General features: G+C 72.7%; 15 protein-coding genes. 4 read left to right on the forward strand and 11 right to left on the reverse strand.

The genetic code is table 11. The features are described from left to right. Window positions 1-107: 107 nt before the first annotated feature. Window positions 108-3,644: an ALF repeat-containing protein gene (locus PV682_RS40275; protein WP_319737400.1), complete on the reverse strand. Its 3,537-nt coding sequence runs from the start codon at window positions 3,642-3,644 to the stop codon at window positions 108-110. A 400-nt stretch (window positions 3,645-4,044) separates the two neighbouring features. Between PV682_RS40275 and PV682_RS40280 the strand changes: the two genes are divergently transcribed. Then, entirely contained in the window at window positions 4,045-4,536 is a 492-nt protein-coding gene (locus tag PV682_RS40280) for a hypothetical protein (RefSeq protein WP_319737401.1), read from the forward strand. Window positions 4,537-4,632: 96 nt separating this feature from the next. Here PV682_RS40280 and PV682_RS40285 read toward each other — a convergent pair whose 3' ends face one another. Further along, window positions 4,633-5,247, reverse strand: a complete 615-nt coding sequence (locus PV682_RS40285) for a helix-turn-helix domain-containing protein (RefSeq protein ID WP_319737403.1) — start codon at window positions 5,245-5,247, stop codon at window positions 4,633-4,635. A gap of 115 nt (window positions 5,248-5,362) precedes the next feature. Between PV682_RS40285 and PV682_RS40290 the strand changes: the two genes are divergently transcribed. Together PV682_RS40290 and PV682_RS40295 are read left to right on the forward strand one after the other, a co-directional pair. Beyond that, a complete protein-coding gene (locus PV682_RS40290; RefSeq protein WP_319737404.1) occupies window positions 5,363-7,384 on the forward strand; it encodes an NADPH-dependent 2,4-dienoyl-CoA reductase in 2,022 nt (673 codons plus the stop codon). A gap of 21 nt (window positions 7,385-7,405) precedes the next feature. After that, window positions 7,406-7,945, forward strand: coding sequence for a PadR family transcriptional regulator (locus PV682_RS40295; RefSeq protein WP_319737406.1), 540 nt, complete (start codon window positions 7,406-7,408; stop codon window positions 7,943-7,945). A gap of 1 nt (window position 7,946) precedes the next feature. Here PV682_RS40295 and PV682_RS40300 read toward each other — a convergent pair whose 3' ends face one another. Beyond that, complete coding sequence (locus PV682_RS40300; RefSeq protein WP_319737408.1) at window positions 7,947-8,468, reverse strand: hypothetical protein; 522 nt, start codon at window positions 8,466-8,468, stop codon at window positions 7,947-7,949. 216 nt (window positions 8,469-8,684) lie between these two features. Between PV682_RS40300 and PV682_RS40305 the strand changes: the two genes are divergently transcribed. Next, window positions 8,685-9,365, forward strand: coding sequence for a glycoside hydrolase family 75 protein (locus PV682_RS40305; RefSeq protein ID WP_319737410.1), 681 nt, complete (start codon window positions 8,685-8,687; stop codon window positions 9,363-9,365). Here PV682_RS40305 and PV682_RS40310 read toward each other — a convergent pair. The 8 genes from PV682_RS40310 to PV682_RS40345 form a co-directional block, all read right to left on the reverse strand. After that, window positions 9,362-10,528: a macrolide family glycosyltransferase gene (locus PV682_RS40310; protein ID WP_319737413.1), complete on the reverse strand. Its 1,167-nt coding sequence runs from the start codon at window positions 10,526-10,528 to the stop codon at window positions 9,362-9,364. The genes PV682_RS40305 and PV682_RS40310 overlap by 4 nt on opposite strands. Window positions 10,529-10,688: 160 nt before the next feature. After that, window positions 10,689-11,324 carry a CatB-related O-acetyltransferase gene (locus tag PV682_RS40315; protein WP_319737415.1) on the reverse strand — a complete coding sequence of 212 codons (636 nt, stop codon included), beginning with the start codon at window positions 11,322-11,324 and terminating at the stop codon, window positions 10,689-10,691. A gap of 90 nt (window positions 11,325-11,414) precedes the next feature. Continuing rightward, a complete protein-coding gene (gene dhaM / locus PV682_RS40320) occupies window positions 11,415-11,822 on the reverse strand; it encodes a dihydroxyacetone kinase phosphoryl donor subunit DhaM (protein WP_109361226.1) in 408 nt (135 codons plus the stop codon). Next, entirely contained in the window at window positions 11,819-12,439 is a 621-nt protein-coding gene (dhaL, locus tag PV682_RS40325) for a dihydroxyacetone kinase subunit DhaL (RefSeq protein WP_319737450.1), read from the reverse strand. Before dhaL ends, dhaM begins: the two co-directional genes overlap by 4 nt. A gap of 2 nt (window positions 12,440-12,441) precedes the next feature. Beyond that, on the reverse strand, window positions 12,442-13,434 hold the full coding sequence (gene dhaK / locus PV682_RS40330; protein WP_319737419.1) for a dihydroxyacetone kinase subunit DhaK: 993 nt from the start codon (window positions 13,432-13,434) through the stop codon (window positions 12,442-12,444). Window positions 13,435-13,578: 144 nt separating this feature from the next. After that, a complete protein-coding gene (locus PV682_RS40335) occupies window positions 13,579-14,460 on the reverse strand; it encodes a metal ABC transporter permease (protein ID WP_319737421.1) in 882 nt (293 codons plus the stop codon). Next, window positions 14,457-15,308 (reverse strand): metal ABC transporter ATP-binding protein, encoded by an 852-nt coding sequence (locus tag PV682_RS40340; protein ID WP_319737422.1) that lies wholly within the window; start codon window positions 15,306-15,308, stop codon window positions 14,457-14,459. The genes PV682_RS40335 and PV682_RS40340 overlap by 4 nt, the downstream gene beginning before the upstream one ends. 11 nt (window positions 15,309-15,319) lie before the next feature. Next, entirely contained in the window at window positions 15,320-16,258 is a 939-nt protein-coding gene (locus PV682_RS40345) for a metal ABC transporter solute-binding protein, Zn/Mn family (protein ID WP_319737423.1), read from the reverse strand. Window positions 16,259-16,291 lie beyond the last annotated feature (33 nt).

A 16,291-nucleotide genomic window follows, 5' to 3' on the forward strand; every position in this document is an offset into this window, starting at 1 on the left:
GCGTGGGGGGGGGGGTGTGTCTTGGGGTTATGTGTGTTTATGTGGTTATCGGGGGGGGGGGGGGGGGCGGGGGGCCCCCCCCCCCCCCCCCCCCCGACGGGATCAGGTCACGTCCGCGGACACGTCGCCGACGCCGACGGGTACGCGGTGATGACGCGGTACTTCTTGCTCTTGTACCGGGTCACGATGCACAGGAACTTCTCCCCGCCCTCGCCGATGGCCTCGGCGTACTCGGCGGCGAAGACCTTGTTGCCCGCGCTGACCTGAGGCGTCTGGCCCTTGACGCGCTCCCACGCGTCGTCGATCAGTCCCAGCACCTCGTCCTGGCCCTTGTTGACGAAGACGCCGTGCAGCGGCTTGTCCGGGTTGGGCCGGGTGTGCTCCATGATGTGGTCGATGCGGTGGGAGTTGCCCTGCGGCATGTAGACGAGGCCGCCGGGCGACTGGAAGATGTCGTTGCCCAGGTTCTGGAAGTTGGTCGGGCAGGAGGTCCCCGCCGCGAGCGCGGCCCGGGCCAGCGGCCGGACGCACACCGGGAACTGCGGCGTCTTGCCGAACAGCCGGCGGAAGAAGTCGTCCGCCTTGGTCAGCCACTTGCCGCCCTTGACCCCGGCCGCGCCCCATCCGGCGAACGGCACCATGCCGGCGCAGGACAGGCCCGCGTCGATCGCGTTGCCCTCACCGGCGTACCACAGGCAGTTGGCGCCGTCGGCGGCCTCGCCGAAGCCGGGGATCAGACCGAGGACGTCGAGGGTGAAGTGGCCGCCCTCGGAGAGGACCTGCCCCCAGTCGATGTCCTCCAGTTCGGCCATGTACGCGGCGAACTCCTCGTCCTCCGCGAGCAGTCCGAACTCCTCCGCCTCGGCCGCGGCCTCGGCGAAGTGCTGCCGGATCTCCTCCTGGAGCTTGCGGAACGCGACCTCGCCGGCCTGCGTCGCCGCCTTGCTCGCCGCGGCGGCGTCCTCACCGGCCGCGATCTTCGACGCGTACGCGGCGTCGGCCGCCGCCCACGCGTCGCTCGCCGAGACCTGCGCGGCGGCGGCCGAGGAGCGGGCCTGGCCCGCCGACACGTCGGCGCGCACCACGGCGGCCTTCGCGTCGGCCTCGGCGGCCCGCGCTGTCCGCGCGGACGCCGCCGCCTCGGCCGCGGACTTCTCCGCCGCGTCGGCGTGCGCGTCCGCCTGCCGGGCGTACTCGCCGGCCTCGGCGGCCGACTCCTTGGCCTGCTGCTCGTACCGGGCCGCGTCCTCGGCGGCCTTGCGGGCCTCGGCCGCCACCTTCGCGGCGAGCAGGGCGTTCTGCTGAGCCGTCGCGGCCACCCGCGCCGCCCCGGCGATCATGCCCTGGAGCCGGGACACGTGGGTCGCGGTCAGCCGGTCCTTGCGCACCGCCCGGTACTGGTCGACCTCGACGAACCGGTGCAGCACCTCCGGCGGACCGGCCAGCGCGACGTCGGCGGCGGCCTTCAGCTCGGGGCCGCCCGCGCTGTACAGCTGTACGGCGCGGACTCGCTCGTCGCTGGTGCGGGCCGTGTAGTACCCGGTGTGGACGAACTCCCGCATCGCGTCCGTCGAAGCGGAGTCCAGAGCGGCCTGCCCCGCCTTCTTCACCCCGGGACCGGCACCGGTGATCAGCTGCGTGATCCGGATCCGGTAGTCGTCCCGGGCCGCCTGGTGCTGGCCGGTCGCGATGAACGCGCTGATCCGCGCCGCGTCACCGTTCAGGGCCGTCTTCGCGGCCGTGCGGACCGCCGCGTACTCCGACTCCCAGGCCAGGTTGACGGTGCGCGCGTACTCGTCGCGCCGTACGGCCTCCGGCAGCCCGGTCCTGACGTATTCGACGACCAGCGCGTCCGAACCGGCGAGCGCCGCCTCGGCGGTGGTGACGCTCCAGGGCCCGCGCGTCTGCGCGATGTGCAGCGCGACCTTGCGGGCCTTGCCGGCGATCAGTGTCAGATCGGCGCCCGGCGCGGTGACCTCCTCCGCAAGGGACCGCGCCTCCTCGTCGGCCGCCCGAGCTGCCGTCGCCGCCTGCTGCTCACGCGTCGTGCGCTCGGTGTCGGCGCGCTTGAGCGCCTTGGCCTGCTCGACGTCGGCGTAGCGGCGGTCGGCCAGCTCCGCCGCCTCGACCTCGCGGGCGACGTCGTAGGTGGCCTTGGCCTCGACGACGGCCGTGCTCGCCGCGTCGGCGGCCTTCTTCGCCTCGGCCGCGTGCTTGGTCGACTCGGTCGCGGCCGTGGCGGCGTCACCGGCGTGGTCGGCGGCCTCCTCGGCGGCCTTGCCGGCGTTGCGGGCGTGCACCGCCGCCGAGTTGGCGGCGTCCCGGGCCGCGCGGGCGGCCTTGCCTGCCTTCGCCGCGAGCGCGACGGCACGGTTGGCCGCGCGGGTCGCCTCGGCCGCCTGGCGGCGTGCCTCGGCCGCCGCCGCGCTCGCCCGCTGGGCCTGCGCGCTGGAGACGTTGGCGTGACCGCTGGCGGCCTGTGCCGCCGCCGCGGCCAGGTCGGCGTTGGTGCCCGCGCCGGCGGCGGCCAGCGCCGCCTTCCCGGACTCGTCGGCGGCGATCGCCGCCTGGTCGGCGGCCTTCGCGGCGGTCTCCGCGCCCTTGGCCGCCGCGTACGCGCCCTCGGCGGCCTTGCGGGCGGCCGACGCCTTGGTGGCGTCGGTGGCCGCGTCGGCGGCGGCACTGCGCGCGCTCGCGGCCGACTGGGCGGCGGCGGACGCGGCGGACGCGGCCTGGGCGGCGGCGTTGGCCGCGATCCGGGCCGAGGTGTTGGCCGCCCGGGACGCGCTGATCGCCTCCTGCGCGGCCTTCGCGGCACCGTTCGCGGCGTCGGCGGCGCGGCCCGCCGCGTTGGACGCCTTGGTCGCGTCCTCCTTCGCGGCGGCGGTCTCGGCGGCGGCCTTCTGCGCCGCCTCCTTGGCGAGCTTCGTCGCCGCGATCGCCCGCGCGGAGGCCTCCTTCGCCGCCTCGGTCTCCACCTTCGCGAGCCGGCCGGACTCCTCGACCAGCTTCACCAGGTCCTCGATCGTGGCCAGCTCCTGGTCACGGGAGAGCGCGATGTACCGCCCCACCTCCAGGAACTCGGTCACGTCCTCCGGCGTCCCGTCGAGCGCGACCTGCGCGGCCTCACGCGTCGCGGGTCCGCCGGCGGACAGGATCTGCACGACCTCCACCCGCTCGTCGTTGCGGCGGGCGTCGTACTGCTCGTCGGTGATGAACCGCTGTACGTCCTCGGCGGTGCCCTCCAGAGCGGCCTGGCCCGCGCTCTTCACCTCGGGGCCGCCCGCGCTGATGATCTGCGTGGCGCGCACCCGCTGGTCCTGCTCCAGCGGCGCCCGCCAGCCCGACGCGATGAACGCGTCGAGGTCGGCGGGTGTCCCGGCCAGGGCGCGTTCGGCGGCCTCCCGGACGCCCCGGCCGCCCGCCGAGAAGATCTGCACGGTGGCCACGCGGTCGTCGGACAGCTCGGCGACGGCCCGTTCGCTGTCGAGGAACGCGCGCACCTGTGCGTCCGAGCCCAGCAGCGCGGCCTCCGCCGCGGCCCTGACGCCCGGCCCGCCGGTCTTCCAGGCCCGCAGTACGTCGCCCCGGGGCGTGCCGGGGATGTGGTCCGTGCCGACCGGCTCGCCGGGATCCGGCGGCACGGCCGCCTGCGCGGGCGTCGCGAGGACACCCGCGAACAGGGCGAGGAGAAGAGTGAGACAGAGCGCTCGTGCGGAATTACGTATTCCGTATGTTCTGTATCCGTGCGTTCTGGATGCGTGTGTTCTGTATCTGTGTGTCAAGACGGGGTCAAATCCTTTCTTTTCCACAGGAAGTCAGGACCCCGGAGCGCCGGGGCCATCCGGAGAATACGTGCTCTCCCACCTGGATGAAGGCTTGATGACGTACGATCGTGGCCGAGATCGACACGGTCGAACACGGGGGAATCATGCCAATGGAACGTAAAGCGCGGTGGGTGGAACCGGCGTGATGCCGTATCGGAGAATTTCCCCCTGAACGGCCCGTTTTCGTGCACTCCTATTCCCACACCGGAAGGAATCCATGGTGATTTCCCGCGCTCAGAAAATCCTCATCGCCGGCGCCGGGGTCGGCGTCGCGCTCACCGGGGGCGCCGCGCTCGCCATCGCCGCGCCCAAGGCGGCACCCGCCGCCGGGGACGAACCGCCCTACGCGGTGGAGAGCTTCGCCTACCCGGACGCGGCCCGCATCCAGGCCGAGCAGGGCATCAAGCTGGTCCGGGGCGACGGCCGCATCACCCTGGTGGCCTGCGACGACGCGGCCGACCAGATCAAGGTCCTGTCCCGGGCCGGCACCGGGGACTTCTGCTTCGCGGCGACATCGGCCACCGGGTTCCTCACCCTCGAACTCGCCGACGTCTTCGCCGTCCAGACCGAGAGCCACCCGGTCCGCGTCGAACTGAGCGCCGAGGGCCAGACCGAGACCGTCGACGTTCCGAAGAACGACTTCCAGGGCGTCGGCGAGGGCATCGGCAAGCCGCCGACGGTGCTCCTGGAGATCCGCGTCACCGGCTGACGGGGCGCCGAGGGGCGGGCGGCGTCGCGGGGGTCGCGGGCGGTGGGCGTCAGCTCTTCCGCGGCACGGCGCCGCGCCTCCTCTCCGGGGCGGTGATCACCTCGGCCCGCCCTTCAGGGCCGTGGAGCTGATCTGCCGGACCTGCGGCAGGGTCGTGACCATGTGGGCGACCACCCGGTCCGTCAGGCACGCGTGCTGGTGCGGGACGTCCCCGGGGAAGCGGGCGAAGTCGCCGGCCGCGAGGTCGACCGGCTCGGTGAGCGGGCCGGTGCGGAGCCTGCCGGTGATGACGTAGATGTGGTGGAGCGTGCCGGGTGCGTGCGGGGCGATGGGCTCGGGCCGGCCCGCCGCGCGTTCGAGGCGCAGGACCAGGGTGCGGACGTAGCCCGAGCCGTACACCTCGTCCAGGAGGCGCTCGGACCAGTTGCCGGCGGCGGACCACTCGCCCTCGTCGTGGCGCTGGACGTGGACGGGCATGCCCCACTCGGTGAGCAGGCGACGGGCCGGGACGTCCAGCGCGGCGCCGAGCAGGGAGAGCGTCTCGACCGTCGGGTTGCCGGAGCCCTGCTCGATCTTCGAGAGCGTCTGCTTGGACAGTCCCGAGCGCCGGGCCAACTCCCCCAGAGACATGGCCCGTTCGAGCCGGAACCGGCGGACGTTGCGCGCGACGAGGTCGTTCTCGTGGTCCGTGCCGTCACTTTTGATGTTCATGGCGTCAATGTTGGCGGACGGGAGTCCACCCTCGCGGCGAGTCTCTTTTGCAACTAGTTGCATAATGGCATCCGGCCCTCTACAACGGAGGGGCACACCCCCGAAGGAGGGCGCCATGAGTCCCAGTCGCTACCCGCATCTGCTGAGCCCGCTCGACCTGGGCTTCACCACGCTGCCCAACCGCGTCCTCATGGGCTCGATGCACGTCGGCCTGGAGGAGGCCGAGCGCGGCTTCGAGCGGATGGCCGCCTTCTACGCGGAACGCGCCCGCGGGGGAGTGGGGCTCATCGTCACCGGCGGTATCGCCCCCAACGACGAGGGCCGCCCGTATCCGGGAGGCGCCAAACTCACCACCGACGAGGAGGCGGACCGGCACCGGGGGATCACCGACGCCGTGCACGCGGAGGGTGGGCGGATCGCTCTCCAGATCCTGCACTTCGGCCGGTACGCCTACCACCCCGACCTGGTCGCCCCCAGCGCGGTCAAGGCCCCGATCAGCCCCCACACGCCCCGCGAACTCACGGCCGCCGAGGTCGAGAGGACCATCGACGACTACGTCCGCACGGCCCGCCTCGCCCGCGCGGCGGGGTACGACGGCGTCGAGATCATGGGCTCCGAGGGCTACCTCATCAACGAGTTCATCGCCGCCCCCACCAACCACCGCACCGACGAATGGGGAGGCCCGTACGAGAACCGCGTCCGGTTCCCCGTCGAGATCGTCCGGCGCGTCCGCGAGGCCGTCGGCGAGGACTTCATCCTGATCTACCGCCTCTCCATGCTCGACCTCGTCCCCGGCGGCTCCACGTTCGACGAGGTGATCACCCTCGCGAAGGCGGTCGAGGCGGCCGGCGCCACCCTCATCAACACCGGCATCGGCTGGCACGAGGCCCGCATCCCGACCATCGCGACGTCGGTGCCGCGCGGCGCGTACACGTTCGTCACGAAGAAGCTCATGGGCGAGGTGACGATCCCCCTCGTCACCACCAACCGCATCAACACCCCGGAACTCGCCGAGGAGTTGCTCGCCGACGGCGTCGCCGACATGGTCTCGATGGCCCGTCCGATGCTCGCCGACCCGGAGTTCGTGAACAAGGCGGCGGCCGGCACCCCCGAGGCCATCAACACCTGCATCGGCTGCAACCAGGCCTGCCTGGACCACACGTTCAGCGGAAAGATCACCTCCTGCCTGGTCAACCCCCGCGCCTGCCACGAGACCGAACTGACCCTGTCCCCGACCCGCCTGCGCAAACGCGTCGCGGTCGTCGGCGCCGGCCCGGCGGGCCTCGCCTGCGCGGTCACGGCGGCTCAACGCGGCCATGGAGTCACCCTGTTCGACGCCGCGAACGAGATCGGCGGCCAGCTCAACGTGGCCCGCAAGGTCCCCGGCAAGCAGGAGTTCGACGAGACGATCCGCTACTACGCCCACCAGTTGACGGCCCATCAGGTCGACGTACGCCTCAACACCCGCGTCGAAGCGGACGACTTGACCGGCTACGACGAGATCGTGGTCGCCACCGGAGTCGTCCCCCGCGTCCCCGACATCGAGGGCGTCGACCACCCCAGCGTCCTCGGCTACCTCGACGTCCTGCGCGACGACGCCCCCGTCGGCGACCGCGTCGCCATCCTCGGCGCGGGCGGCATCGGCTTCGACGTCGCCGAACACCTCACCGACAGCGGCGACAAGGCCCACGAGAACCCGGCGACCTACTTCCGCGCCTGGGGCGTCGACCCCGACCACACCACCCCCGGCGGCCTCACCACCCCCGACCGCCCCACCCCGCCCCGCACGGTCCACCTCCTCCAGCGCAAGCACACCAAGGTCGGCGCGGGCCTCGGCAAGACCACGGGCTGGATCCACCGCACCGAACTCAAGCACCGGGGCGTCACCATGACCCCCGGCGCGACCTACGACCGCATCGACGACACCGGCCTCCACATCACCGTCGACGGCCACAGCACGGTCCTGGAGGTCGACACGGTCGTCCTGTGCACCGGACAGGAACCCCGCCGGGACCTCTACGACGCGCTGGTGGCCGCGGGCCGTACACCGCACCTGATCGGCGGCGCCGACGTCGCCGCCGAACTCGACGCGAAACGGGCGATCAAGCAGGGCACGGAGATCGCCGCCGCCCTCTGACGCTCTCCCTAGGATGACCGCATGTCACTCCCGCACGCGATCCTCACCGCCCTGCTCGAAAAACCCTCGTCAGGGCTGGAGCTGACCCGCCGGTTCGACCGGTCGATCGGATACTTCTGGTCGGCCACGCACCAGCAGATCTACCGCGAGCTGGGAAAACTGGAGGCGGAGGGCCACATCCGCACCCTCCCCTCCGCCACCCCCGCACGCGGCCAGAAGAAGTCCTACGAGGTCCTCCCCGAGGGCCGCGCCGAACTCGCCCGCTGGACCGCCGCACCCCAGGACCCCAAACCCCACCGCGACGCCACCTTCCTGCGCCTGCGCGCAGCGGCCGTCGTCGGCACGGCCGGCCTCGCAGCCGACCTCGCTCGCCATCTCGCCCTGCACCAACGCCAGTTGGCAGAGTACGAGCAGATCGAGACCCGCGACTTCCCGCCCGGAGACGACAGCGCGCAGGCCAGGCTCCAGCACCTGGTCCTGCGCGCGGGCATCGCCCTGGAGACGTTCTGGATCAGCTGGCTCACGGAAGTACTGGCAGAAGTCCCCGAAGGGGACGCCTGATTCAGAGCCGGTACGGCCGGCGCCGGCGCCGCAGGAACCACCCCGCCGCCACCACCCCGAGCCCGGTCAGCGCCCCGCCCGCCGCGAGCGTGACCGTGCCGTAGTCCTTGATCCCGCCCCCGATCCCCCCGAGGACACCCCGCGTGGGCGCGGTGGTCGAGGAGGCGGTCGGGGTCGTCGACGCGGACACGATGATCGTCTGGGACCCGGCGTTGCGGCCGTCCGCGCAGTGGACCATCACCGTGTACGTGCCGGGCGTGACACTCGTCCACGCCGCCGACTGGCTCACCGTCGTCCCCGACAGCGCCACCTGCCGGCCCTGGCTGAAGCTGGTCTGGCTGCTGGTCAGCAGGGACGCGGTGCCGTAGTTGCCGCTCACCTGGCTGATACAGGTGCTGGTCACCACCGACACCGTCGACCCCGTCGTACTCACCGAGATCCCGGCCGCGAACGCCGGACCCGCGGCCAGCGCGACGGCCGCCGCGCTCGCCCCGGCACCGACAAGAAGCTGAAGTGTGCGCATGCGGCAAGCCAAAGCGGCCCGCCCGGGGCACGCACCCCGGGAGCCGCCGGGCAGGTGACGGATTCCTTCGTACGGCGCAACCGGGCACCCGGCCCTTCTGCCGGGCCGTCAGCGCGCGTGCACCGTACGGCCCCCTTGAGGTGGCCGAGGTGGCGGGAGGCCGCCAGATTTACCTGAGTGTCCGTCAAAGTCCCCCCGCGGAGAGGGTTTCTCTACGTGCGTCCCCAGTCGTTGACACTCGCCGTCGCCTGCCTCGCCCTGCTCGCCCCGACCTCGCCCGCCGTCCCCCAGGCGTTCGGCCTGCCCACCTCCGAGGGCCCCGTCGCGGCGGCCGACCTGCTGGCCAAGGTGCGGGGCTGCGACCCCGTCTCGCGCGGCAAGTACCGTACGGACGACGGCGCGCGGCGCACCGTACCCGTCTGCGGGACCCGCGACGCCGTGTTCTGGAAGGCCGACATGGACATCGACTGCGACGGGCGCCCCGGCCGGCACTGCAACCGGGCCGCCGATCCGCTGTTCGCGCCGGTCACCGCCTTCCAGCAGTCCGACGGACGCCAGCTCAGCGCGGAGACCCTGCCCTACATCGTCGTCCCCATGAAGAGCGCCACCTGGAACCACCGGGACAGCGGGGTGCACGCCGGTTCCGTCGCCGCCGTGATCTACCGGGGCCGGGTCCAGTACGCCGTGGTGGGCGACACCGGACCCGACGACATCATCGGCGAGGCGTCCTACGCCACCGCCAAGGCCCTCGGCATCCCGGCGGACCCGCGCACCGGGGGTGTGTCCTCGGGGGTGACGTACATCGTCTTCAAGGACTCACGGGTCAAGCCGATCGAGGACAGGGCGGAGGCGCTGGCGGTGGGGGAGCGGCTCGCGAAGCTGTTCGTCCGGAGCTAGATCAGCTCCTCGACGAGGTCAGCCGCCCGGCCCGTCCCCCCTTCCTTGCGGGCCGCGTCCCTCAACTCCGCCGACCTGCGCGCCACTTCGGGGTCGGAGGTCAGCTCCAGCAGGGCACCGCGCAGGGCCTCGGCCGTCGCGTCCGCCGTGTCGAGGCGGCGGGCGATGCCCAGCTCGACCAGCCGGTCCGCGTTCATGAACTGGTCGGTCGCCTGCGGGACGGCGATCATCGGGACCCCGGCGAGGAGGCCCTCGCCGCAGCCGCCCATGCCCGCGTGGGTGACGAACGCGTCGGCGCGGTCGAGGATCGCCCGCTGCGGCACCCAGGAGTGGACCTCGACGTTCGCCGGGATCGTCCCGAGGTCCGCCGGGTCGGTGTACTTGCCGATCTGGAGGACCACGTGCCAGCCGGGCAGGTCACCGAACGCGGCGATGCACTGCCGGTAGAACTCGGCCTGGCGCGTGAGCGCCGAGCCCAGGGACACCAGCAGCACGTTCTCCGCGTCGGCCGGGCGCGCCCAGTCCCCCTCGGCGGGGTCGAAGCAGGGGCCCACGAACGTCACCGTGGACATGTCGACGCGGTCCGCCTGCGGCTGCATCGCCCGCGTGATCGTCGCGACCGTGTGCGCCGGACGGCCCGCGAACTCCTCCATCGCGAGCGTCGACGCCCCGGACTCCTTGAGCCACGCGTCGAACCGCGCCCGGTACGCGTCCGCGCCCGGCAGCGCCCAGATGTGCGCGGCGACCTCCGTCTCGTACCCCTCCCAGGCCACGAAGGTCGGGGAGAACAGCATCAGGGGGCGGCCCTGGGACTCGGCGAGGACGCGGGCCGGGTACGCGCCGATGTCGTACAGGTAGAGGTCGGCCGGGTCCGCGTCGTAGACGACGCGGAGCTGGGGGAGGGCCTGGACCGCGTCGTCCAGGAACACGGACATCGCGCCGATCGGGTCCTCCGGCCAGTCGTTGTCGGCGACCGGGAGGACGGACGTGTACGGGACCAGCTCCGCGCCGGTCGGCTCGATGAGGTGGGCCACGGCGGGGTCGTTCGCGTAGGTCACGCGGTGGCCGCGGGCGACCAGTTCACGGATCACGTCGAGACTGGGCAGGACGTGGCTGACGGCGGGGATGCCGACCATCGCGATATGGGCACGGCGACGGGACATGGACGATCACACTCACTTCGGATCTAGGGATTCAGGACACGACGAAGCGCGGCCCGGCGGCATCGCGCGGGGCGCTGTGAGGGCCGTGTCAGCCGTAGATCTGAAGGAATCCGTACATGGAAACGACCTTAGCCCGGTCGGGTGGCGGCGCGCATCCGGATTACGGCGCCGCCGCTTCGAGTTCGTCGACGCTCCCCGACATGATCGTCCGCACGTGCGCGGTGATGTGCTCCAGCGGCCAGTCCCACCAGGCCAGCGCCAGCAGCCTCGCCACGTCCTCGGCGCCGAACCGGGAGCGGATCAGGCGGGCCGGGTTGCCGCCGGCGATGCCGTAGTCGGGGACGTCGGAGGTGACGACGGCACCGGTCGCGACGATCGCGCCGTGCCCGATCCGCACCCCCGGCATCACGGTCACGCCGTTCCCGAGCCACACGTCGTTGCCGACGACCGTGTCGCCCCGGTTCGGCAGGCCCGTGAGCAGGTCGAAGTGGTCGGCCCAGGCGCCGCCCATGGTCGGGAACGGGAACGTGGAGGGGCCGTCCTGGCGGTGGTTGGCGCCGTTCATGATGAACCTCACGCCGGTCGCGAAGGCACAGAACCGGCCGATGACCAGCCGTTCCGGGCCGTAGTGGTAGAGGACGTTGCGCGTCTCGAAGGCGGTCGCGTCGTCCGGGTCGTCGTAGTACGAGAACTCCCCGACCTCGATCAGCGGGGATGTGACCAGCGGCTTCAGCAGCACGACACGCGGCTGGCCGGGCATCGGGTGGAGGGTGGCCGGATCGGGCAGCACGGGCATGGCGGTCTCTCTCAGGAGGTGTACGGGGGCGGGGATGCCGCGTCCATGATCGTCCCGTGACGCCCGCCCCGCCCACCGCATGACCGCCCGTCACACCTTCCGGTACGCGTACGCCTCCCCGGCCGCCGCCTCCACGGCCGTCAGGTCCGCGCCGGTCGCCGCCGTGACCGCCGCCGCGATCGCCCCCTCCACGAAGGGCGCGTCCAACAGGCGGATGTCGTGCGGCAGTTCGTCGTCCTCCAGGAGCGCCTTGACGGTGAGGACGGCGCTCCCGAGATCGGCGAGGACGGCGACCCCCGCACCCCGGTCGACCTCGGCTGCGGCCCGCGTGATCAGGGCGGCGCTGGTGCCGAACCCGCCGCCCTCGGTGCCCCCGGCGGCGGCCACGGGTACGGCCGTACCGTCGCCCACCAGACCGCGCGCGAGGTCCGCGACGGACTGTGCGACGGCGGCGCTGTGCGAGACCAGCACGATCCCGACGAGCTTCTGATCGCTCATGGCGTTTCCTCCCCTTGCCCTTCCCCTCGGGTGTCGGCCAGCGCGGCGATCAGCAGGGCCGACGACGTCGCCCCCGGGTCCTGGTGACCCACGCTGCGCTCACCGAGATAACTCGCGCGCCCCTTGCGCGCCTGGAGCGGCACGGTCGCCGCCGCCCCCCGCTCGGCCGCGGCCCGCGCCGCCGCGAACCCGGCGTCGAGCGCCTCCACGGCCGGCACCAGCGCGTCGACCATGGTCTTGTCGCCCGGCGCGGCCCCGCCGAGCCGCATCACGGCCTCCACCCCGGCCCTGAGCGCCGCCGCGAACTCGGCCTCGCTCACCTCGGGCGCGTCCCCGAGGGCCTTGCCGGTGCCGCGCAGCAGCGTCCCGTACAGCGGCCCCGAGGCGCCGCCGACGGTGGATATGAGCTGCCGCCCGGCGAGCTGGAGGACGGCGCGCGGCGTCGCCGGCTCGTCCTTCTCCAGGACGGCGGCCACGGCGGCGAAGCCGCGCCGCAGGTTGGCGCCGTGGTCGGCGTCCCCGATGGGCGAGTCCAGCTCGGTGAGCCGGTCCGCCTCACGGTCGATCGAGGCGGCGGCGATGGTCAGCCAGCGGCGGAAGAAGTCGGCGTCGAGCATGGTCACATGCCCCAGCGCAGCCCGGCCGTGCTGACCGGCGCCTTCCACAGCCTCAGCAGCTCCTCGTCGACCTGGCACAGGGTGACCGACGCGCCGGCCATGTCCAGCGAGGTGACGTAGTTGCCGACCAGCGTGTGCGCGACGGCGACCCCGCGCGCGGCCAGGACGCGCTGGACCTCGGCGTTGAAGCCGTACAGCTCCAGGAGCGGCGTCGAGCCCATGCCGTTGACCAGGACGAGGACCGGGTTGCGGGGGTTCAGGTCCTCCAGGATCGCGTTGACCGCGAAGTCGGCGATCTCCCCGGACGTCATCATCGGACGGCGCTCGCGGCCCGGTTCGCCGTGGATGCCGATGCCGAGCTCCAGCTCGCCCGGCGGCAGGTCGAAGGTGGGGGAGCCCTTGGCGGGGGTGGTGCAGGCGCTCAGGGCGACGCCGAAGCTGCGGGAGTTCTCGTTGACCTGCCGGGCGATCGACTCGACGCGCTCCAGGGGCCGGCCCTCGTCGGCCGCCGCGCCCGCGATCTTCTCCACGAACAGGGTCGCCCCGGTGCCGCGCCGGCCCGCCGTGTACAGGCTGTCGGTGACCGCGACGTCGTCGTCGACCAGGACCTTCGCGACCTGGATGCCCTCGTCCTCGGCGAGTTCGGCCGCCATGTCGAAGTTCAGGACGTCGCCGGTGTAGTTCTTCACGATGAACAGGACCCCGGCCCCGCTGTCCACGGCCGCCGCCGCGCGGACCATCTGGTCGGGCACCGGGGACGTGAAGACCTCGCCGGGACACGCCGCCGACAGCATGCCGGGGCCCACGAAACCGCCGTGCAGCGGCTCGTGCCCCGAACCGCCGCCCGACACCAGGGCCACTTTTCCGGCGACCGGCGCGTCCCGCCGCACGATCACCCGGTTCTCGACGTCCACGACCAGCTCGGGATGGGCGGCTGCCATCCCCCGCAACGCGTCCGCGACCACGGTCTCCGGAACGTTGATCAGCATCCTCATCGGTATCTCCCGGGGAAGCTAGAAGACGGGCTCATCCCTGCATCTTCGCAGGCCGGAACCGGCGATGATACCGCTGGGCAGGCCCGTGCCGCGGGCGGGCGGCGAGGCCCTCCCGTCCCCGCCGCCCCCGGAGGCCGGCGTGTCTCAGGCCGGCCGCGGCTCCGCCCTTCTCGCCCCCCAGCGGCGGGTCCGGTAGGTGCCCGCGAGCCGGCACACGACGTAGAGGGTGAACGAGATCGTCGTGACGTACGGGCTGATGGGGATGCTGCTGCCCAGGGCGAGGAGGATGCCTCCCTCGATCGAGACGACGGCGAACACCACGCTGAGCAGCGGCAGCAGCACCGGCGAGGCGGTGATCCGGGCGGCGGCAGCGGCCGGGGTGACGACCAGGGTGAGGACCAGGAGCGCGCCGACGACCTGCACCGAGAGGGCGACGGCGAGTCCGAGCACGATCATGAAGGCGAACGACAGCCCCCGCACCGGCACCCCGCGCGCCTCGGCGACGTCCGGGTCGACACTGGCGAAGACCAGGGGCCGCCACATCACCACCAGGGCGGCCAGGACCACGGCGGAGGTGCCCAGCAGCCACGCCATCTGCGGGGTGTCCACGGCCACGATCTGCCCGGTCAGCAGGCCGAACTTGTTCGCCGCCCGGCCCTTGTAGAGGGCGAGGAAGAGCACCCCGAGGCCCAGGCCGAACGGCATGAGGATGCCGATCGCCGAGTTGCGGTCGCGGGCCCGCGCCCCCAGGACGCCGATCGCGCCCGCCGCGAGGAGCGAGCCGACGATCGAGCCCGCCACGACGTTCGCCCCCAGCAGCAGGGCCGCCGACGCCCCGGCGAACGACAGCTCGCTGATGCCGTGCACCGCGAAGGGCAGGTCGCGCATCAGGACGAACACCCCGGCCAGGCCGCCGATCAGGCCGAGCGCGGCCCCGGCGATGAGCGAGTTGCGGACCAGGGCGAGGAGTTCGCCGTAGTCGGCGTAGTTGAAGATCTGGTGCCAGATCCCGTCGGCGAGCGTCATCGGCGGGCTCCGTCGGTCTCGGGGAGTTCCTGCGGGTGGTGGGGGCGGGCGTCCGGCCCGTCGGGGGCGCCGACGACCACGACGCGGCCGTGGACGCGGACGACGTCGACCCGGGTGCCGTACAGCCGGGACAGGGAGCCGGAGGTCAGGACCTCTTCCGGGGTGCCGATCCGGTGGCCGCCCGGAGCCAGGTACAGCACCCGGTCCACCAGGTCCAGCACCGGGTTGATCTCGTGGGTGACGAAGACGACGGCCGTGTCGTGCGTGCGGCGCCGGGCGTCGATCAGTTCGGTGACGGCGCGCTGGTGGTTGAGGTCGAGGGAGAGCAGCGGCTCGTCGCACAGCAGGATGCTCGGGTCGGTGGCGAGCGCCTGCGCGACGCGCACGCGCTGGCGTTCACCGCCGGACAGCAGGCCGAGGGGGACATCGGCGTAGGCCGACGCCCCGACGGACGCGAGGATCTCGTCCACCCGGCGGCGGACCCCGGCCGTGCGCAGCCGGGGGCCGAAGCGGTGCCCGTCGATGCCGAAGCGCACCAGGTCGCGGGCGCGCAGCACGGCGTGCGCGGACAGCGTCGCCTGCTGGGGGACGTAGCCGATGTGCCGGCCGGCCTCGCGGGGCGGGCGCCCCAGGACCGTCAGCGTGCCCGAGGACAGCGGCCGGCGGCCGAGCAGGGCCTTCACCAGGCTGGTCTTGCCCGCCCCGTTCGGCCCCAGGACCGCGAGGAACTCCCCGGGGCGCACGTCGAGTTCGAGGCCCTGCCACACCACGCGCTCACCGTAGGACAGCGCGCCGCCGCGCAGACTGATCAGCGCGTCGGCGCCGGCCGTGCGCGGTACGGGGGCCATGGCCGGCCGCCTCACTTGTTCAGCGCGTCGGCGAGTGCGTCGACGTTGGCGGTCATCCAGCCGAGGTAGTCCTTGCCCTGGGGCAGGGTCTCGGTGACGGGGACGACGGGGACGCCCGCGGCCTTCGCGGCGTCCTCGACCTTCTGGGTCTGGGGCCCGGACGTCTGCGCGTTGTAGACCAGCGCCTTGACCTGCTTGCCGCTGTAGAGGGCCAGGGTCTCCTGGAGGATCTTCGGGGAGACGTCGTCGCCCTCCTCGACCGCCTCGCTGAACTCGCCGGGCGTCTTGTTGACCAGCCCGCTCGCCTCGGTCATGTACAGCGGCACGGGTTCGGTGATGCCGATGGCCTCGCCGCCGTGCCGCTTCTTGATGTCCGCCTCCTTGGCCTCCAGCGGCGTCAGCTTCGCCTTGAACACCCCGGCGTTGCGGGTGAAGGCGGCGGCGTCCGCCGGGTCGGCCTTGCCCAGGGCGGCGGCGATCCGGTCGGCGATCTTCGCGACGGCGGGGAAGTCGTACCAGACGTGCTCGTTGAGCTCGCCGCCCTTGGGCGCGGTGTGGCCGGAGACCTGTACCGCGTCGATGACCTCGGCGGAGGAGTTGCCGCCGCTCTTCAGCATGCGGCCGATGAAGTCGTCGTAGCCGCCGCCGTTCTCGATGACGACCTTCGCCTTGGACAGGGCCAGCTGGTTCTGGGTGTTGGCCTCGTAGGAGTGCGGGTCCTGGTCGGGGTCGCTGATGACCGACGTGATGGCGGCCTTGTCGCCGGCGATCTGCCGGGTGATGTCGCCGTAGACGTTGGTGGAGGCGACCACGGGGATCGCGGCCGGGGTGGTCGGGTCGGTTGCACCGCTTCCCGAGTCCGACGAGCTGCCGCAGCCTGCGAGCAGGGCTATCGAGGCGCCGGAGACGAGGGCCGCCAGACGGCGGGACGGGGACAGGGGCGCGGGCATGGGTCCTCCACGACGGGGGTGTTCGGGGGCTTT

The sequence above is a fragment of the Streptomyces niveiscabiei genome (assembly GCF_033794345.1).
GTDB classification, from domain to species: domain Bacteria; phylum Actinomycetota; class Actinomycetes; order Streptomycetales; family Streptomycetaceae; genus Streptomyces; species Streptomyces niveiscabiei.